This is a genomic window from Bradyrhizobium sp. USDA 4472, assembly GCF_054058595.1.
In genome coordinates, this window is record NZ_JBSSAM010000001.1 from 3,081,953 (window position 1) to 3,101,389 (window position 19,437).

Below are 19,437 nucleotides of genomic sequence, written 5' to 3' on the forward strand. Positions count from 1 at the left end.
AGCCTCTATAAACCCCCACCCGAAAAACCAGATCCAACGAAATCAAACACTTGCGTCACCTGGTCTTGGCCGGTTTGGTCCCATTCGGCCTGATTTCGGGTGATTTTTCCGACCAACTCCGCGGCCACGATCCCGGAATCGTAACGTACCATCATACCATTTTACGTAAGAAGTTTTGCTGTTGCGCCCGTCCGTTTGGAAGCGCTCCTGCACGATTAACCATCCCCGGCAACGGCGCTGGACTGCATCGTTTAATCGGTGTCAAAATGTAACCGATAAAAGCCCCTTCCGCGAGGAGTTTCGCCATGCCTTTCGAGCCCCGGGTTCGGGTTGACGAACCGTCGCCGCCGAGTGACGCCGTGCCCGAGCGCGTCCGTCTCCGACCGCTGTTGTCCGACTGGTCCGAGCATGAGCTCATTACACTACCTGAGGTTGTATATCTGTTCTGGCCGGGCCCCGGCGCTCCGGTGACGCTGACCACGATCCGGACCGCGGTCCGGGACGGTGACTTGGACATCGTGCGGATCGCCGGGAAATTTTTCACGACCAAGGCCGCCGTGATCCGAATGACGACCCCGCGCCCGCATCCGGCACCGTCGGCGACCCCGCCGGAGGCTACCCCGGCGGAGGCGCCCCCGTCAGCGGCTGTCGCGCCGGCGCCGGCAGCGCCCCCCATCGACCCCTTGTTGGAGCGGATCCGCGCTCGCCGCGAACGGGTTAAAGGCCGCACTTAGCCGAGGGGAAGTTCGGTGAGAAACAGCGGGCGAACGAAAGCCGCCCGCAGGATGCCCGTCTCCGACGCCGGGGGCCGTCCTCGTTCGGGGGGCTGACGTCGATGAGTTGGCGTACCGGGGAGGGCTCCAGCCAAGGAAGCGCGAGTCTCGCTTCCCCCTGTGGTCGCTCTGGAAGACCGGACCCAATCTCAGGCAACGATCGGGAGACGCGGGCCGGAACAAATTCGTTGACAGAATTAGGAATAAATAGGAGAAATTAGGACCTATTTAAATGGAAGGTGACCAGATGCCGTCGCATGCTCCACTTTTCGAGACAAAAGGACTTCAGCCGGGTCGCAAGATGTCGCTGCTGGCCGAAGCCTGCCCGACATGCGACCAGCCGATTCCTCACGACCGCTACGACGAGATCCAGGATCGGATCGAGTCCCGCGAGCGCCAGCGCTCTGAGGAAGTTGCCGCGCGGCTCGCGGAGCAGCACGCCCGCGATAAGGAGCTTGCGTTGGAGGAGGCGGGCAAGCTCTCCGACCTGAAGATCGCGGAAGCCATCGACGCCGCGCGCCGCGCGGCCGCGGTGGAGAACGCCGACCGCGTCGCTGCCGTCGAACGGGCCAATGCGGAAGCCCAAGCCGCTATCCGCACCGAACTGGCGGAGGCACGCGAGGCCATGGTTGGCGCGAACGCCATGATCGAGCGAATCAAAAGGGCCGCTGCCGAACGGGAGCAGATCATCCGCGCCGAGGCCAAGGTCTCGGCGGAAGCGGCTGCACGCGAAAGAATAGAAGAGGGCGAGCGCTGCCTCCAGGAGTTGCAGAGCTCCTTCAGTCAGCGGATCGAGAATGCGGACGCCGCCAAGGTCGCGGCCGAGACGGCTGCCGCCGCCCTTCAGGCCGCGCTGTCGAAGCAACGTGACGAGCATGCTATCGCTCTGGCGGACATGAAGTCTGCGGAAGCCGAGCGGGAGCGGGTCATCCGCGCGGAGGCTACGGCCTCGGCGGAAGCTGTTGCATGCATAAAACTGGAGGAGGGCGAACGTCGCCTGCAGGAGATGCAGAGCACCTTTAACCAACGCATCGAGAACGCGGACGCTGCCAAGGTCGCGGCGGAGACCGCCGTCGTCGCCCTCGAGACGGCGTTGTCGAAGCAGCGCGATGAGCATGCAGTCGCGCTGGCGGATATGAAGGCGGCGGCAGCCGACCGTGAAGCCGAGATCCGGACGGAGATCGAACTAGCGGCGGCGGCGGGCATGCGGGAGCGGATCGAAGGTCTCGAGAGCGCCAAGGCGGAGGCCGAAGCCGGCGCCGCGGCGGCGAAGCTCCAGGTCGAGGCGCTGCAGCAGGCGCACCAGACGCAGCTGCAGGACGAGCGCGAGATCTGGCAGAAGCACGTCGACGCCGCCGTCAACGCCGAGAAGGCGGCCTCGTACGAGGAGCGCCTGAAGATCCAGGCCAAATTCGAGGAGCTCAAGCGCGCCTACGACCAGAAGACGGCCGAAGAGTTGGGGGAAGGCGCCGAAATCGATCTGTACGAGGCGCTCAAGACTGAATTCGACAGCGACCGGATCGAACGGATCAACAAGGGTCAGCCCGGCGCCGACATCCTGCATACAGTCATGCACAATGGCAGGGAGTGCGGGAAGATCATCTATGACTCGAAGAACCACAAGCAGTGGCGCACCGAGTTCGTGACGAAGCTGGCCTCGGACCAGATGGCCGCGAAGGCCGAGCATGCCGTTCTGTCGACCAGCAAGTTCCCGAAGGGCGCGCGTCAGCTGCATGTACAGGACGGCGTCATCCTGGCTGGACCGGCGCGCGTTGTCGCATTGGTAAATGTGATCCGTCGCCACTTGGTCCAGACCCATGTCCTGCGCCTGAGCAACGATGAGCGCGCGAAGAAGACCGCCGCGTTGTACGACTTCATCACATCGGAGCGCTGCGCCGGATTCCTGGCCCGGATCGACACCCATACCGATGACCTTCTCGATCTCCAGGTGAAGGAAAAGAAGGCTCACGATATGAACTGGAAGCGGCAGGGGGAATTGATCCGCTCGGTGCAGCGGGTCCGTGCGGAGCTGACGAACGAGATCGACACCATCGTCGGTACCGCGGATTTCGGCGGGATCGCCGATGACTAGCGCCGCCGAAAACCGCGACCGCGTGGTCGTGAACCTGCAGGAACGCAGGCTCGATCGGACGGTGCTGCGGACCTATAGGACGAAGGCGAACATCGACGAGATCGTCCCGAACGACAAGCAGCCGCGTCTCGGTCCGAAGGTCGATGAAGAACTCCAGCGCCAGATCGAGGCGAACGGGGGACTTTTCGAGCCTTTGCTCGTCGAGCCCCATCCGGAATTCCCGGGCAAGTTCCGCATCATCGATGGCGACCGCCGATGGTCGAACTCCAAGGTTCTGGTCGAGCAGGGAAAGGACGAGTACCGGCATATCCCGGTCGAAGTCACGGACAGGACGCTGAGCGAGGAGGACCGGCTGCGCGTCTGGATCTACATCCACAGGCAGCGCAAGGAATGGGACGCCAAGGAAAAGGAGATGGTCGCATACCGACTCGTGGACTTGATGGGTCGGGCCAGCGCCGCCAACATTCTCGGCATTACCGTCCGTGAACTCGACAAGCTGGTCGACGTGTTCGAGCTCTCGGAGAAGTTCACGAGCCTTCGCGATCCAGGTGCGGCCATCACATGGGCGCGAGAGTTGATGGGCGTCAGCAAGAAGCTTCTGACGCCGAGCGTGGTCGAGGCCGTTGTCAAGAAGGTCAACCAGAAACGCATCACCAACTCGAAGGATCTGCGCAAGCTCCGCACGATACTGCCGGACCCCATCGCCAAGGCGCACTTTCTGGCAGACGCAGGAGATCTGGAGTCGGCGGCGCTGCGCCTGGGAGCCGTGAAGCCCAAGGAGGAAAACGGCCTCGCGGGGGAGCTGGACGCCGTCGTCGAGGCGGTGAAGGCGGTGCCGTGGACGGCGCTGCAGGCCTTGAAGGGAAACGCCGACCTGCTGAAGAAGATAGAGGACGCTGAGGAGATGCTCCGCTCGCTCCGAAAGGCCCTTTCCTGAGCGGCAAAGCTGACTAGTCTAGGTTTGCGCAAGGGATGAGCGGCGGATGATGGTCGTCGCTCTCGGACAACAAGCGTTGGGCACACGTAAGAACCGGCTATCGTTTGCTCGCCTGACGCTCTTTCGGTTTGGGTTCGGTATTGCGAGCCCTTTCGGCGCTACGCTTCTCTTCCGCTTTCAGCTTCCGCCCGGCCTTGCGCCGTTCGATGTCGGCCTTCATCTTCTCGACGACCTTTGCCTCGTGCCCCCCGTCCTTGAAGCGGACACCGGCACCCTCCTTGCCGCGCTTCGGGACGAATTCGACTCCTTGTTTCTCAAGGAAGGCGGCCAGCTCCTCGACTATGGCGACGCGCCGGGCGTCCATGGTCGCCGCCGTATGGCTCTCTATGAGGATGATGGTCTTGCGGGCGAAGCCCGACTTTTCCGCAAGGTCTTCCTGCCCCCAACAGAGTAGACCCCGCGCCGCGCGGAAGAGCGCGGGCGTCGGCCAAACCTCGGACATGTCGATGAGTTTCGCCATTCTCGATCGGTCGGTCGCTATCCTTCGTCGGCCTCTGCCTGCGATTCGCCCGGACACTAGCTTGTTCGTCTGCGACTAGACAGAAGCCGGCGGGGCAAATCCACCTTTCTCCCGTGTCGTGCCTGGCGTGGAATTCGGCCAGCCTGAAGGCTCGGCCAGGCAGACACCGCCGTGACTTGTGGCCGCCGCCGCCGCGAGGCCATCCGTTAATCATAAAGGTTACAAAAAGACACCGACGGCTTGCCTTGCCGACTTCATTCGGTTACATTTTGGGAGTGACGACAGGAGAATGGATGATGTACCGTCAATATATCGGGAGCGACGCCTGGCTAACGAGCCCCGCAAGATTCGAGGCTCTTCGTTCGGCCGGCTTCCGCTGCCGCCTCTGCAACGTGTCCTCTTCGGAAGTCCCGCTTCAGGCGCACCACAGGACCTACGAGAACCTCGGCGCCGAGTTGCCCGAGGATCTCACCGCGCTGTGCCGCGACTGCCATCACGACGTGCACAACTTCCTCAGCGCCCGCCTCTACGCGAAGCTCCAGGCGCCGACGTTCGTCGACGTCGTCGTCCACACCCGGGCGCCGCTGTTCGACGCCTCCCTCGCGGGAGAAGCCGCATGAGCATCGAGCGCCTGACCTTGAAACTCGAATCCTTCGGTCCGCTCCTGATGAATGCATCGCGCATGGCGGACCCTCTCGACCCCGAGGCGGTCAAGCTCGCCGCCGTCACCAGCAAGCGCAAGAAGACTGCCGCGGATCACCGCCGGATCGCCGACATCGAGTGGTTCGGCAAGCTGTGGACGCACGAAGGCCAGCCGTGCCTGCCCGCGGACGCGCTGGAGAAGTGCTTCGAGGACGCGGCCAAGACGCGGAATTTCGGTGCGACGCTCGCCGGCGCCGTCCTCGTCGATGCGCCGGCGCCGCTCGAATACGATGGGTCGCGGGACGTCCGAAAGCTCGCCAAGAATCCTAGCTTCAGGTTCAGGAAGCTGGTGCGCGTGCGCCGCGCGCTGACGCCGCGGACGCGCCCGTACTTCGCCAACTGGAGCGCGATCGTCCACGTGAGCTTCCTCCCCACGGTCATCAATCGCGAGCAGGTCATCGACATCTTCCGCGTGGCCGGGTCGCAGATCGGCGTGGGCGACTGGCGCAAGAAGCATGGGCGCTTCACGGTCGAGGAGGTGCTCCTCGACTGACGAGTCCCCCCGGCGGGGCGTGGCCCGGTGAGGCATGCCATGGCCCGGCGTGGCGAGGCGAGGGCGGTGGTGTCCCCCTGGGGACACCACCGCAAGCCACCAGTATCTCAGAGAAAGTCGCGGTTCGCGGCGCAGACTGGAATTAGATGACCTTTAAGAACGACGATAGTGGCGCTGAACGGCGCCGGCCCGAACATGCCGAAGCCGCCTGGGAGGATCCCCTCACGTTCTGGCGGGGATACACGGCGGAGATGTTCGATCAGTCCATGAAGCAGCAGGTGCAGGAGTGCATCGCCCGCATCGGCTCGACCCTCGATGATTGGCGCGCCGCGGTGGACGGCGACGCGACCGCTGCGGTGAAGGTCGCCTTGCGCTTGCGGATGCCCGAGGAGGTCAACGCCAGGCTGGATCTGACCATGACGGTGCTGTTGGCTGTCGCGTTCGAGGACGCCGCAGCGGCGTCGGTCATGGCGGACCTCATCGACCGCACGCCCCTCGATTGGGTCGATCGCGCCGGACTGTCGACGAGCTGGCGGCTGCATCGCATCTGGTGCGAAAGCCGGCTTCGCAACGCACGCGGGCGCCGCCGTCTGCTCGGTGGCTATGGAGGCGATGTCTGATGCTCGCGCAACTCTTTTCGGATCTGCATGCCGACTGGCGGACACCGAAGCCGATCGCTGTTGGCGCCGGCGTCGACGTCGCCGTCGTTCCCGGCGACGTCTGCGAGGGCGCGTGCAACTCTTTCGCGGCGTTGCGCCGCATCGTCCCCGTCGACATCCCGATCGTGTTCGTCATGGGTAATCATGAGTATTACCGCAGGTACGTTCTCGACGAGTTGGACGAGGCCCGTCGCGCAGCGCCCGATCACAACATCGTTCTGCTGGAGAACGACACTGCCGTCGTCGGTGCCGTGAACGGCGTGGGCGGCGTGAGGTTCATCGGCGCCACCGGCTGGGTTGATTTCCGGCTTTTCGGCGACCAGCGCATGGCGGCCGCCATGGCAGCCGCGCGCGATGGCATGAACGACCACCGGCGGATCGGATGGCGCAAGCGCCCGTGGGGCCGCTTTCGCCCTCAGGAAGCGGCGGCCATGCATGCCAAATCGCGCGCCTACATCGCGGCCGAGTTCGCCGATCCGCGCGCCGCGGCAATGCCGGTCGTGATCGTCACCCACCATGCGCCGAGCTTCCGCTCCGTCCCCGAACTCTGGAAGGACGATCCCCTGACGCCTGCCTTCGCCTCGACGATCGCGGACGACCTGCTTTCCGGTCCGCTCGACGGAGCGGACGATCTGCGCTCCAACCCGCAGGAAGCGACCTGGCCGACGCCGCGAGTCGACTTCTGGTTCCACGGACACGTTCACGCCCGCTCCGACTACATGATCAACCGGACTCGCGTGATCTGCAATCCGCACGGTTACGGCGACGAGGTCCCAGATTTCGATCCGGGCTTGATCGTCGAAATCTGCTCCTAGTCGGGAATGGACCCGGAAGCCTCCTGCAATGAAAAAAGCTCCGAACGATGCGAGACGCGTCACCGAGGCGGACTTTGAACTCGAAAAGCTGGACGAGGACCGGCTCGAGCCTATAGCGGAGGATCGCTACGATAAGCGTGATCCGCGGATGGCGCTTGCTGCCGCCGCTTTTGAGGCAGCTACATCGCCGTCCGTTCGCCGCAAGCTCGCTGACAGCAAGCAACCGATCGCGGTCGTGGTCCGAGTCCCCACACCAGCCTGGGTCTCGCCGGTTGCCGACTATTGCCGGAAGGCTTTCGGCCGTTCCTGGATGCTGATCTCTTGGGACGGCTCCGACCGGCAGCATCGCGCTGACAAGGGATCGGACGGGGTGGCTATCGAGCTGACCAAGCGCTCCGTTCTCGGCGTCGCCGCCGATGTCGGCATTCTGCCATCCACGCTGGTCGCCGCGGCCGATCTCACGATCGAGCTCGAGTCGTCCGGTGTGGTCGTTAGCGATGCCGTCGCGCGGTTTGGCGGCAAGCCTCACGGCGTCGACTTTTCGGGGCTCACTGTCGTAGGCTTGGACTTTCCCGACATCTTATCGACCTTTCGGTCCCGCTCGTCCGCCCGAAAGATCCGCGATCGCCTGGCGACGACGTCCGCCAGGATCGGCACGGACATCGCAGTCCAGAAGCTGCCCGATCTGCGTCTTGCCGTCGAATTCGGAGAGGCGCGCCGCTGGGCATTGGCGCTGGCCAAGGACATAGAGGATTATCGTGCGCACAGGATTCCGTGGTCTGCGCTGGACCGTGGCGTGGTGGTCTTTTCGGAGCCCGGCCTCGGCAAGTCGCTTTGGGTGAGGATGGTGGCGAAGGAGTGCGGGATTCCCTTGTTGGAGTCGTCCGTGGCCGACTGGTTCAACGGGACTGGGTATCTTCACGATGTCCTTCGCGCTGAACGCCAGGTGTTCGCGCAGGCGAGGGCGCTTGCATCTAAAGCGAGTGCAAAGTGTTGTATTCTCTTTCTAGATGAATGTGATGCGATCCCGAATCGAGCGACGATGTCGGATCGCAACAGGGACTACTGGACGCCCATTTTGGGAGACATCTTGACCAACTTGGACAACGGTCTCGCGGGAACGGTCAAGGGGGGCGATCGGAGCAAGAGGAGTGGCATCATCGTCATCGGAGCCACCAACCGGATCGCCGATCTCGACGCTGCGCTGATGCGTCCCGGTCGCCTCGAGCGCGCGATCGAGATCAAGAGGCCCGACTTCACCGGAACGTTGAACATCCTGCGGTACCACGTCGCCGGCGATCTACCCGATCGCGATCTCGGCGAGATCGCCGGCCTGTTCGAAGGATCCACCGGAGCAGAGATCATGCGGCTGGTGCGCGACGGCCGCCGTATCGCGCGCGCCCGCGGCGGGGCGCTCTCGCCGGCCGATTTGAGGGCTGCGGCGCTGCCGACGAGCGACTTCGCGCCCGACGTGCTGTGGCGGATATGCATCCACGAAGCGGGACATGCGGTCGCCTCGCTGGCGTTGGGCTGCGCCGTGGTGAAGCGCTGCGTGGTGCGCAGCGCGACGGATAGCCTGGGCGAGACCCTGTCGGAGGCGACGGAGGACGACCTGCCCACGAAACGCAACCTCGAAGACCGCGTCGTGGCGATACTGTCGGGGCGCGCCGCGGAGGAGGTCGTCCTTCGGGTCGTGTCCGCCAACGCGGGTGGTGACATCAAGAGCGACCTGGCGATCGCCTCGCGGTTCGTCGGCGCGATTCATACCACCGTCGGTCTAGGCGGCTCGCTCGTTCATGTGGCGGGACCGAACGACATCCATCAGCTCTTGAAGACCGACAAGATCCTGCGCCGCAAGGTCGATCGGCATCTCGCGGCTCTGTACCGGCGCGCGCTCCGTCTCATGACGAAGCATCGCGGCGCGATCGAAGCGGTTGCCGAGCGCCTGAGCGAACGCAGGCACCTTTCGGGCGACGAGATCCGCCGCATCTACGAGGCCGCGGATGAGGGTCGCAATTCGGGCCGAGCGCTTCGGCGATAGCCGAGGCCGACGGATACCCGATCATTGCTCCGGACCTCGTCCTCCCCTGCCGCGCCTGTCGAGGGCGATCGTGACGGCGATCGCGACAATTTGCAGCGCTACGGTGCGAGGCCGGCCCGTGGGCGTAGCTCTGGACCGCACCGGCGCGTTGCTGGTCGCGGACGCTACCGGCAACGCGGTGTGGCGCATCAGCGCGGACAAGCCCGGGCAACAAGCTAGAAATTAGAGCCAGCAACGACGGCGATTGGCCGCTGGATGCCTAGGGCAACATTGGAAGGGCCCGCGCGGATCGCATTCCTGGACCGCCTCGAAAATGGCTGAGATTGAAGGTCCGAATCGCCGCACAGGTGGTACACAGCGGTGGTTACAATTCGCTGTCGGGCTTTACAGGAATCCTTGTTTTTCGGCGGATTCGCGCAATCTCGGCCTAGGGGGAGAGAGTCCCTCCCTCTCCGCCATAATAAAACGGCTTCGAGAAAGCCCCGTAAAACCAGGCCTTACTGCACGCCAGAGATCTCTGGTGTAGCCCCAGGGTGTAGCCCCAAGTCCAGCTACCTTGCCACGGTAAGCCGCAAGATTCAACGCGCGAACCGGCAAGCTTTACAGGCTCGGCCAACGGTTTCCGCGTCACAAAGGTGGGGCAAGCCCTCCATGGCGCCTGCTGTGCGATCTTGGCGGAAGCGGAGCAGGGCCGAGGGCTGGTGAGATAGGCCCCGGCCTACTCCACGGTCGCATTAGCGTCTGTTGTTGACCGGTATTGTCTCGCAGATTTCTGCTCCGACCTGACGCGTCCTTTCCGTTTCCCGAGGTGCGCCTTGCAGATTGTCGCGATCGATCGGGTGTTCGATACGGACGAAAAACGCCTGCTTCCCCCGCTGCATTTGATGGCGCGAACCTCGGTAGCGCGGGGCGTCACTTAGGGCGCTTACGCGATTTGCGGGCTCCGGGCTTAGGTGCGCGGACGTGTTTGGACCGCATGGTGAGTGCCGCATCGCCCGCGAGGACGGACCGACCCTAGAGCCACGGCGCGTCGCTTCCTAAGTTGGCGGCGGCGATCTCAAAAGCGTTCACCTCATCGGCCTTGGTAGGTCTAGTGCTTGTTGGCGCCGCCGTTTAGACGGGTCCCTGATTTCTCAGTGAATTCTGGATCTTCGACGCTCCTGCGATTGCTCGTTGTGTTTCGACTTTCTGAGCGAAGCGCGCAGCATGATAGCTCCGAATAGCCCGATTAATAGTTGGCCTACGGTCGAGTTGCCCACAACAGCGCGCTTTTGAATCGGCGGCGCGGTGCCCTGGACGCACCCCGCCGGCAAACTGTCGCTTTCAGCGTAAGTCCTGGAGGACAACGCCAACGGCTCATCGAACTGCACTGCAAGCGATCGGCCTGGGGCCCCATTAAAAAGTAATCCGATCACCTTGGACTCAGACCGTGACGACATCAACCTATCGGTTGATTGCTGCCGGGGGAGTGCAACGGCCATGATCGTCGGCGTTGGCGACACGGCTGGGGCCGCTTTATCATCGCCACGCCGGATGAAAAATGAAGCAAGCCTATCGCGATCGGCAGGAAACGATCGCCACACTGAACGCGTTGCTCGATGCCGAGCAGGAACGCTATCGCATCATACACCCGCGCTCCTTGCTCGCCTGGCAGCAGGGCGAGCAGCACTTCCTCTACGGAGGGCCGTCGCACTGGATGAGGCGATGGGCAGGCGGCTTTCCGATTTATGTCGATGAGGCCAGCGGCGCACATATCCGTGACATCGATGGACGCGATTACGTCGATTTTTGCCTCGGTGATACCGGCGGCATGTGCGGCCACGCGCCCGAGGCGGTCACTGACGCTGCACTTCGCCAGCTCAAGCGCGGCGCGACCATGATGCTACCGACCGAAGATAGTCTCTGGGTTGGAGCCGAGCTCTCGCGCCGCTTTGGTCCGCACTACTGGACCTTGACGACGTCGGCGACAGACGCCAACCGCGCCGCGATCCGGATCGCGCGCATGATCACCGGCCGTCGCAAGGTGCTGGTGTTCTCCGGCTGTTACCACGGTGGCGTCGAGGAGGCCCATGTCGAGATCCGCGGAGGCCGTGTCGGCCTACGCAACATGATCCATCCGAACGGAATCGATCATGACAGCGTAAGCAGGGTGGTCGAGTTCAACGACGTCGCGGCATTGGAAGCAGCCCTGGTGCAGGGCGACGTCGCTTGCGTGCTGACGGAGCCGCTAATGACGAATTTTGGGATGATCCCGGTCGATCCGGGCTTTCACAGCGCGTTGCGCGATCTGACACGGCGCGCGGGCGTTGTGCTCATCATCGACGAAACCCACACGCTGTCGTCAGGTCCCGGCGGCTGTACGCGTGGGCTTGGTCTCGAACCGGATATCTTGGTTGCCGGCAAGGCGATCGCCGGCGGCATCCCCGCCGGCATTTTTGGTTTGAGCCCCGATATTGCCGAACGGCTCTGGGCCATCGTCCCGCATGTCAATCCGCGTGAGCGGCAATCGGCGCATCTCGGCTTTGGCGGGACACTCGCCGGCAACGCGCTGACGGTTGCGACGATGCGCGCCGTGCTGGAGAAGGTCCTGACGCCGGCAAACTACGAACGCATGATCGCGACCGCGACGCAGCTGGCGAACGAGGCGCGGCGGCTGATCGAAGGACATTGTCTGCCCTGGCATGTCACACAAATCGGTGCCCGCACAGAAATCATGTTCATGCCGAAGCCACCACGCAGCGGTGCTGACGTGATTGCGGGTCGGCAATCCGAGCTCGAGACCCTCTTGCATGTCTTCTACATGAACGAGGGTATTTTGGTGACACCCTTCCACACCATGCTGCTAATGTGTCCGGCGACCTCAGTGCAGGATGTGGAGCGGCACAACAGCGTGCTCGGGCGCTTCATCGAGTTGCTGCGCAAGTCCGGAGCGATCTGATGACACCGCGTCCGTTCGATCTCTCTGGTCGGGTCGCAATTGTCACCGGCGGGGGCAGAGGCATTGGTGCTGCGATCGTAATGCGGCTTGCACAGGCCGGCGCCACGGTCGTGATCGCCAACCGGACGCTGGATGTCGCCGAAGCACTGGTGCAAGAGCTGGCCGCGGATGGTAGAGCTGCTCATTGCGTGCCGTTCGATAAGCTCGACCGCGACAGCCTGCGGGCCATGATCGACGGCGTCGCCAGCCAACACGGCCGGCTCGACATCGTCGTGCACAATGCCGGTGGCTGTCCGTGGTCCTCACTGGAGGAACTCGACGAGGTCAAGCTTGCGGACACCCTGACCCTGAACTTGAGCGCCGGCATCTGGTTGGCACAAGCCGCGATCCCGCATATGCGCGCTAACAGCTTCGGACGAATCCTCATGACATCGTCGGTGTCGGCTCGGGTCGCGATTGGAGGCGGTGCGCACTATTCGGCGGCGAAAGCCGGCGTCAACGCGTTCATCCGCGGCGCGGCGTTCGAGCTGGCGCGGGACGGTATCACGGTCAACGGCGTCGAGGCGGGCTTTATCGCCAAGCCGGGCCGCGGCACCATGAGCGAGCCGGAAAACCGCGCCAGGCTCGAGCGATTCATTCCTGTCGGACATATGGGCGAGGCCGACGACATCGGCTGCGCGATGCTCTATCTCGCTTCCGTCGAGGCCAAATATGTCACCGGGCAGACCATCGTCGTCGACGGCGGTTCGACGCTTCCGGAGACCGGATTTGCCGTCGAACGGCAATGGGGGCTCTAGATGTCACGGCTTGCAGGCAAGACTGCGCTCGTTACGGGGGCAGCGACCGGTATCGGCCGTGCCACGGCGTTGCTGTTCGCACAGAACGGCGCGCGTGTCGTGCTGTTTGGCCTTGGAGATGCCGAGCTCGACGCCGCGGCGCGTGAAGCATCCGGGCAAGCCCTGCACGGCGATGTCACGCAATTGGCTGACATCGCGAGGGCAATCGCAGCATGTGGTGCACAGCTCGATATCCTCGTCAACGCCGCGGGTCTCATCATCCCCGATCAACCGTTGAGCGTGTCCGACGACGTTTGGGCGCGGACGCTGGACGTGAATCTGACTGGTACGATGCGAACGTGTCGAGCCGCCTTGCCGTTGCTCAGGCAGCGTGGTGGCGCGATCGTCAATGTCGCATCCGTTGCCGCATTCAATGCGAGCCCTGACAGTGCAAGCTATGCGGCGAGCAAGGCGGGCGTCGTTGCCTACACGCGCTCGCTGGCCTATGCGCACGGGGCAGACCGCGTTCGCGCCAATGCCATTGCGCCGGGCTGGGTGCGTACGCCGATGAGCGCGTACGAAATGCAGCTGCTTGCGGACCAGAACGGTACGACCGCAGAGGTCGAGTTCCAGGCTGTCGAGCGGCGGATTGCGCTCGGACGCATGGCCGAGCCTGCGGAGATCGCCCGGTGCTGCCTGTTCCTCGCGTCGGACGAGGCGTCCTTCGTCACCGGTGCCGTGCTCGTTGCCGACGGCGGCGGCCGCGCACCGACCCAGAACCGCGCCGTGTAGTGCGGTGGACGGTCAATCCACCATTTGGTGGAGACGAATTTTGCGGACGATCCACGCTTCATTTCAGGGCGAAACGATGGTCCGGAATTTGCTTGACTGGGACATCTGTCTGCCCCAGCGTCGCATTGCGCGAGGACACGCCAGATGTCCCGAACGGGGTGAAAACGAGGAGGGTTGGCCGTGCTCATGCTCATGGGCCGCTCGGATCCGGCAACAAGCGAAGCTGTGCATTTCGCCCAGTCCATGCTGGATGGGTCGGCAACGGCGTTCTACGAGGTCGATGGGAACTACAACCTCCAGCGCTTCCTGTTGTCAGGCATTCCCGAGCCATTTCATCGACAGTACCTCGAAGGCATGAGTGCCTTTGACCCGCAGCACCCTCGTCATGCGGGCGGCCTAGCCGTGGCGCGTCTGAGCAGAACGATTGCCGATCGGCAGTTGGGCGAAACGGCGCTCTATCGTTCTTTCGTCGATCAGTGCGGTATCGTCGACATGGTCGACTTCTTCTTTCGGCGCGACGACCAGATCGTCGCCGGCATGAGTGTCGCCTGGGATCGGGGAGCCGCCATCCCCGAGGGCGCCATGACCATCGCCCAGAAGATTCACCAGTACCTTCAATTTAACCTGGTGAGCCGCTGGGCTACACCAGATGACGGTCAGCGTTATGGACTGACCAGCCGCGAGATGGACGTGGTGCGGCTGTTGTGTTGCGGCCGGACCAATCGCGAGATCGGCGAATGCCTGAAGATCGGCCACGCCACGGTCAAGACGCACCTGATGCACATCTTCGAAAAGCTCGGCGTAGAGACGCGCTCTGCCGTCGTGGCGATGATGGCGCGGCTCCACTAGGGCCGCGACGCATCAAGAGGTTTCAAACAGAAGCGAGGCCATGATCGATCGCGCGTGCGATCGCTCTGGCGTCGTCCGCGGTGATGATCAGAGGCGGCGACAGGATGATGTTGTTACCGGAGACTCGCACCATCACGCCGGCCTCGTAGATCGCATCGGCAATCTTGCCGACGAGCTTCTTGTCCAGCGCCTTCTTGTTGCCGCGGTCCGCAACGAGCTCGAGCGCCGCCATCAAGCCCTTCCCTCTGATGTCACCGACGATCTCGTGCTTCTGCTGCAGCGCCGCCAGCGCCGCGTTGAGCACGAGGCCGGAGGCCGCGGCCTTCTCGTCGACCTTCAGCCGCCGCGCCTCAGCGAGTGCGGCGACGCCGGCCGCGCAACCCACGGGATGGCCGGAGTACGTGTAGCCATGACCGATCGAACCAAAGCTGGTCTCGTCGCTCTCGAACGCTTCGGCGATCTTGTCGCTGATCAGCGTGGCCCCAAGCGGGAAATAACCCGAGGTAACGGCTTTGGCGATCGTCATCATGTCCGGTTGGACATTCCAGAGCCGCGCGCCGGACCAGGCGCCGGTCCGTCCGAAACCCGTGACGACTTCGTCGGAGATCAGAAGAATGCCGTAGCGATCGCAGATCTCGCGCACCAGCCCCATGAAACTCTCATGCGGCACGATCACGCCGCCGGCGCCGAGCACCGGCTCCATGATGAAGGCCGCGATCGTGTCGGCTCCCTGGAATTCGATCTCGTCGACCAGGCAGTTTGCGCAGAGCCGGGCAAGCTTCGCCGGATCTGTCTCGTCGAAGGGATTGCGGTAAGTCCAGGGTGACGGGATGTGGTAGACGCCGGGCAACAGCGGCTCATAGTTACGGCGGAAATTGGCATTGCCGTTCACCGATGCCCCGCCGAAATGCGTGCCATGATAGCCCTTCTTCAAGGACAGGAATTTCGTTCGGTCGCGCTGGCCCTTGATCTTCCAATATTGCCGTGCGAGGCGCAGCGCGGTCTCCACCGAGTCGGATCCGCCCGAGGTGAAGAACGTGCGTGTCATGCCTTCCGGCTTGAACCATTCGGTCAGCTCATAAGCGAGCTCGATTGCGGGCCCGGTGGAGACGCCGCGAAAGCCGGAATAGTAGGGGAGTTCGTCGAGCTGGTCGGCAATCGCTTTCTTGATCGGATCGCAGCTGTAGCCGAGTGTGACATTCCAAAGGCCGCCGACCGCATCGAGCGTAGCCTTGCCGTCGATGTCGGTGACGTGGATGCCTTCGCCCTTCATGATGATGCGCGGCGGATGGTCCTGCATATCCTTGGGGTGCGCCATCGGATGCCAGATCCGGCGTGCGTTGTTCTCGATGAGGAAATTGGCTTCACGCATAGGTGGCTCCACTCGTCGTCAGTCGAAGGCAAGACCAAGCAGGTGCAGGGCTTGCCGATAGGAATCCCGGGGATGACGCACGTCGAACCGCACGGCGTTGAAGCCGCAGGCGACGGCGCCGTTGATGTTGCGGTCCTGGTCGTCGACGAAGACGCAAGCCTGCGGTGCAAGCTCAAGGGCGTTGCACACGGCGCGATATGCGCGCGGATCGGGTTTCAGGATTCCGGTATGGGTGGCATCCACGATGACGTCGAAATGGTCGAGAAGGGGCAGCCTGCGACGAAAGTCGGCGCCGTAGAACAGATCGAGTTCGTTGGAGAGGATCGCGAGCTTGCGGCCGCCTTCGCGCGCGGTTCGGATCGCTCGCTCGGCCTCGGGGCGGATCACCAGCATCGGATCGGCTCCACGCGCGCGCCGGACAAAGGTCTGCATGTCCAGCCAGTCCTCGCCGACGAGCCGCCCGACCTCGCGGCTCCGCGCCAGCCAATAGTCGCGCTCGGACAATTCCCCGCGTTGCATCGCGGACCAGAGCGGGTCGGTATCCTCAGCGAAAGGTCCACGCCAGGTCAGTGTCCCCGGGGCAAGACCGAGCGCAGCCTCCGTCGCCGCGTGGGTCTCGAATAGGGTCTTCGAGATTACCCCGCCAAAATCAAGAACCAGGGCGGTTGGCGCGGATGCAGTCATGTCTGTTCCACGGCGACCTTGCCTGCTGGTACGATGCCGGCGGCGACCCAGCGGTCGAAAATCGCCAGCACTTTCGCCACGAAGCCCCTGTCGTTGATATGATCCCTGATCTCGTGCAGCTCGACGGGCTTTCGGATTGCAGCCCGCATTTCCACGACGAATGCATCGAGTCCCTCGGGATCGTGCAGCGGCTCGCCCGGTTGGTCCCATTGCTGGATCCCGCCGGCCGGCAGCACGAAAGCGACGGGAGCGGTGGCCTCGGAGAGCTTGTCCGCGATCGCGCGCGCGATCCGGCGGCGATCTTCCGGGCGGGACGTGGCTGACGCCAGCAGCCGGTTGTGCGCGTGGAAAGGGCGGTCGCCGAGTTCGGCCGGCACCGGCAGCCAGGCCGGAAAATCGACCATGTCGATGGCGCCGGGCGCCACGATCTGCGGAATGCCGCTGCGGCCTGCGTTCATCAGCCGGTCGGCGCCGGAATTGACCACCGACCCCATCAACTGGTTGGCGACCTCCTGCAGGCTGAGATCGAGCACCGCGGCAAATCCACCCTGATCCGCGATCGACTCCATTGCGCGGCCTCCCATGCCCGTGGTGTGAAACACCACGACCTCGTAGCCGCGCGCCTCGAGCTGCGGCTTCAGTTCCACCATGTAGCTGAGGCAGCTCTTCCCCAGCGAGGTCAGCGCCACGATCGGTCGATCGGATCGCGGGCTGATCGCGCTGCGGGCCGCGCCGACGATCGCACCGCAGGCCTGTGCCAGCACGGCGGTGCAGGTGCCGTTAAGACCGTAGAGGCCGCCAGCCCACAAGATCATCATCAGATCGCCGGCAATCCGCTCCGGCGGAATTAGATGGGAGAATGCAATCGTCGACACGATCAGCTTGGGAAATCCGAGCGGCAATGCGCGCGCGACGTCGAGCGCGAGATCGGTGCCCATGGTGCCCCCGATCGCGATCATGGCGTCGATCCTGCCGTCGTCGCAGAGCCGTCGCGTCAGCCGGGAGGCCCCGCGCGCCATCAATGTCATCGAGGAATTCTCGTCGCCGCTGGCGATCACCGCCTCGATCGTCGTATCGGCAGCCGCCGCGACCTCGTGTTTGTCATGCGCGGCTTGGTAGGGTGGATCGCCGAGCACGCTGATGTCCATCATCACTGTTTCGCCACCGGCCTCGCTGATGCAGCGCTGCATGAACAGGAGCTCGTCGGATTTGGTGTCGCCAGTCCCGATGAGCAGGATGCGCGGGCGTGTTCTGTTGATCATGTCTTCGTAGTGCCGGTAGTTGGACGAAGGAACGCGCCACGCAGATGGCCGCGCAAATGATTGGTGCGGCCGAAACTATGGATCTGCCGCAGCACGCAACATCCACCTATCGGTGGATTGCGAGAGAAGCCGTGGCAAAGCTGAATGAGGGGCATGATCGCGATTGCCGATGCAGGCGCGATCCGGCATTTCCACGTCTGGGCCTGCTCATGTTGCAATCTGAAATCGACGTGCTGCGAAAAACGGGCATCGCTTCACAGCAGCACTTTATTGCCGGCGCCGCTGTCGACAGCCTGAGCGGCGCGCGGATGGACGTGATATCTCCCATCGACGGCACGCGGCTCACGACGATCGCCAGTGGCGACGCCACCGACATCGATCGAGCAGTGCAGGCGGCGCGTCGGGTCTACGACAGCGGTGCATGGTCGCGTGCCGCACCGGCTGAACGCAAGAAGGTGCTGTTGCGGTTCGCCGAGCTGGTCGAAGCGCATGCCCTGGCGCTCGCCGTGCTCGGTGTGCGCGACAACGGCACCGAGATCGGCATGGCCTACAAGGCCGAGCCATTATCGGCGGCCGCCACGATTCGCTACTACGCCGAGGCGATCGACAAGGTCTATGGCGAGATCGCGCCGACCGGACGCGACGTGCTCGGTCTTGTCCATCGCGAGCCCCTCGGCGTCGTCGGTGTCATCGTGCCCTGGAATTTTCCGTTGATGATCGGGGCCTGGAAGATCGCGCCGGCGCTTGCCGCAGGCAATTCCGTGGTGGTGAAGCCGCCGGAAACTGCGTCGCTGACCCTGCTGCGTCTGGCTGCACTCGCGAGCGAGGCGGGCCTGCCGGACGGTGTGCTGAACGTCGTGACCGGGCCGGGCGCGAGTGCGGGCGAGGCATTGGCCTTGCACATAGACGTCGACGTGCTCGCATTCACCGGCTCAGGGCCGGTCGGCCGGCGGCTGCTGGAATATTCCGCGCGTTCCAATCTGAAGCGGGTTCATCTCGAACTCGGCGGAAAGTCACCGAATGTCGTGTTCGATGACGTGCCGGATCTCAAGCAGGCGGCCAAGGTCTCAGTCAACGGCATCTTCCGCAATTCCGGGCAGGTCTGCGTTGCCGGCTCGCGGCTCATGGTGCAATCCGGCGTCTACGACCGGTTTATGAGCGAGCTGCTCGCACTGACCGGAAAACTGAAGGTCGGCGACCCCCTCGATCTCGCCTACGACATCGGCGCCGTGAACAGCGAAACTCAGCTGCGCAAGAATCTAGAAGCCGTGGCGCGGGCCGAGCAAGAAGGCGCAGAACGACTTTCGGGCGGCGGGCGGCTTCGCGCCGAGAGCGGCGGCTTCTACATGGTACCGACCATCTTCGCCGATGTCGATCGGCGGATGAGCCTGTGGCGCGAGGAGGTCTTTGGTCCTGTGCTCGCAGTGACGCGGTTCGAAACCGAGGAGGAAGCGGTCGAGCTGGCGAACGCCAGTGCCTATGGGCTTGCCGCCGCCGTGTGGACGGGGTCGCTGCGGACCGCGCACCGAATGGTCCGTGCCATCAATGCCGGCGTTGTGCACGTCAATACCTATGGAGGGACTGACATCACCGTCCCCCTTGGCGGGTTCAAGCAGTCGGGTTTCGGTCGCGACAAGTCGCTGCATGCGCTGGACGAATACACCGACCGGAAGACGGCCTGGATTGCCCTCTGACAGGGCGCGTTGCGCCTGGCGGTCTCATCAACCGAACG

The 19,437-nt window shown here is 63.8% G+C and carries 16 protein-coding genes; 12 read left to right on the top strand and 4 right to left on the bottom strand.

The window, feature by feature from the left end:
- The first annotated feature begins 1,020 nt into the window (after nucleotides 1-1,020).
- Entirely contained in the window at nucleotides 1,021-2,865 is a 1,845-nt protein-coding gene (locus ACVWZ4_RS14130) for a DUF2130 domain-containing protein (RefSeq protein ID WP_456790184.1), read from the top strand.
- Nucleotides 2,858-3,802, top strand: coding sequence for a ParB/RepB/Spo0J family partition protein (locus ACVWZ4_RS14135; RefSeq protein ID WP_456790185.1), 945 nt, complete (start codon nucleotides 2,858-2,860; stop codon nucleotides 3,800-3,802). Before ACVWZ4_RS14130 ends, ACVWZ4_RS14135 begins: the two co-directional genes overlap by 8 nt.
- Nucleotides 3,803-3,899: 97 nt before the next feature.
- On the opposite strand, the gene ACVWZ4_RS14140 is transcribed toward ACVWZ4_RS14135, so the two are convergent.
- Nucleotides 3,900-4,322 carry a hypothetical protein gene (locus ACVWZ4_RS14140; protein ID WP_456790186.1) on the bottom strand — a complete coding sequence of 141 codons (423 nt, stop codon included), beginning with the start codon at nucleotides 4,320-4,322 and terminating at the stop codon, nucleotides 3,900-3,902.
- A gap of 293 nt (nucleotides 4,323-4,615) precedes the next feature.
- Between ACVWZ4_RS14140 and ACVWZ4_RS14145 the strand changes: the two genes are divergently transcribed.
- The 9 genes from ACVWZ4_RS14145 to ACVWZ4_RS14185 all read left to right on the top strand — a co-directional run bounded on the left by ACVWZ4_RS14145 (nucleotide 4,616) and on the right by ACVWZ4_RS14185 (nucleotide 14,387).
- Nucleotides 4,616-4,942 (top strand): HNH endonuclease, encoded by a 327-nt coding sequence (locus ACVWZ4_RS14145; protein WP_456790187.1) that lies wholly within the window; start codon nucleotides 4,616-4,618, stop codon nucleotides 4,940-4,942.
- Nucleotides 4,939-5,517, top strand: a complete 579-nt coding sequence (locus ACVWZ4_RS14150; RefSeq protein ID WP_456790188.1) for a hypothetical protein — start codon at nucleotides 4,939-4,941, stop codon at nucleotides 5,515-5,517. Before ACVWZ4_RS14145 ends, ACVWZ4_RS14150 begins: the two co-directional genes overlap by 4 nt.
- Nucleotides 5,518-5,663: 146 nt before the next feature.
- On the top strand, nucleotides 5,664-6,137 hold the full coding sequence (locus ACVWZ4_RS14155; RefSeq protein WP_456790189.1) for a hypothetical protein: 474 nt from the start codon (nucleotides 5,664-5,666) through the stop codon (nucleotides 6,135-6,137).
- Nucleotides 6,137-6,991, top strand: a complete 855-nt coding sequence (locus tag ACVWZ4_RS14160; RefSeq protein ID WP_456790190.1) for a metallophosphoesterase — start codon at nucleotides 6,137-6,139, stop codon at nucleotides 6,989-6,991. The genes ACVWZ4_RS14155 and ACVWZ4_RS14160 overlap by 1 nt, the downstream gene beginning before the upstream one ends.
- Before the next feature lie 28 nt (nucleotides 6,992-7,019).
- Nucleotides 7,020-9,032 carry an AAA family ATPase gene (locus tag ACVWZ4_RS14165; protein ID WP_456790191.1) on the top strand — a complete coding sequence of 671 codons (2,013 nt, stop codon included), beginning with the start codon at nucleotides 7,020-7,022 and terminating at the stop codon, nucleotides 9,030-9,032.
- Nucleotides 9,033-10,572: 1,540 nt separating this feature from the next.
- Entirely contained in the window at nucleotides 10,573-11,970 is a 1,398-nt protein-coding gene (locus ACVWZ4_RS14170; RefSeq protein ID WP_456790192.1) for a transaminase, read from the top strand.
- Nucleotides 11,970-12,767, top strand: a complete 798-nt coding sequence (locus ACVWZ4_RS14175; RefSeq protein ID WP_456790193.1) for an SDR family oxidoreductase — start codon at nucleotides 11,970-11,972, stop codon at nucleotides 12,765-12,767. The genes ACVWZ4_RS14170 and ACVWZ4_RS14175 overlap by 1 nt, the downstream gene beginning before the upstream one ends.
- Nucleotides 12,768-13,538, top strand: a complete 771-nt coding sequence (locus ACVWZ4_RS14180; RefSeq protein WP_456790194.1) for an SDR family NAD(P)-dependent oxidoreductase — start codon at nucleotides 12,768-12,770, stop codon at nucleotides 13,536-13,538.
- Between the two features lie 186 nt (nucleotides 13,539-13,724).
- Nucleotides 13,725-14,387 carry a response regulator transcription factor gene (locus tag ACVWZ4_RS14185; protein ID WP_456790505.1) on the top strand — a complete coding sequence of 221 codons (663 nt, stop codon included), beginning with the start codon at nucleotides 13,725-13,727 and terminating at the stop codon, nucleotides 14,385-14,387.
- 22 nt (nucleotides 14,388-14,409) lie between these two features.
- Here ACVWZ4_RS14185 and ACVWZ4_RS14190 read toward each other — a convergent pair whose 3' ends face one another.
- Genes ACVWZ4_RS14190 through ACVWZ4_RS14200 form a run of 3 tightly spaced genes read right to left on the bottom strand, consistent with a single transcriptional unit; the run spans nucleotide 14,410 to nucleotide 17,705 of the window.
- Nucleotides 14,410-15,759, bottom strand: coding sequence for an aminotransferase class III-fold pyridoxal phosphate-dependent enzyme (locus ACVWZ4_RS14190; RefSeq protein ID WP_456790195.1), 1,350 nt, complete (start codon nucleotides 15,757-15,759; stop codon nucleotides 14,410-14,412).
- 18 nt (nucleotides 15,760-15,777) lie between these two features.
- Nucleotides 15,778-16,443, bottom strand: coding sequence for an HAD family hydrolase (locus tag ACVWZ4_RS14195; protein ID WP_456790196.1), 666 nt, complete (start codon nucleotides 16,441-16,443; stop codon nucleotides 15,778-15,780).
- Nucleotides 16,440-17,705 (bottom strand): Tm-1-like ATP-binding domain-containing protein, encoded by a 1,266-nt coding sequence (locus ACVWZ4_RS14200; RefSeq protein ID WP_456790197.1) that lies wholly within the window; start codon nucleotides 17,703-17,705, stop codon nucleotides 16,440-16,442. Before ACVWZ4_RS14200 ends, ACVWZ4_RS14195 begins: the two co-directional genes overlap by 4 nt.
- Nucleotides 17,706-17,917: 212 nt before the next feature.
- Between ACVWZ4_RS14200 and ACVWZ4_RS14205 the strand changes: the two genes are divergently transcribed.
- Entirely contained in the window at nucleotides 17,918-19,399 is a 1,482-nt protein-coding gene (locus ACVWZ4_RS14205) for an aldehyde dehydrogenase (RefSeq protein ID WP_456790506.1), read from the top strand.
- The last annotated feature ends 38 nt before the right edge of the window (nucleotides 19,400-19,437 follow it).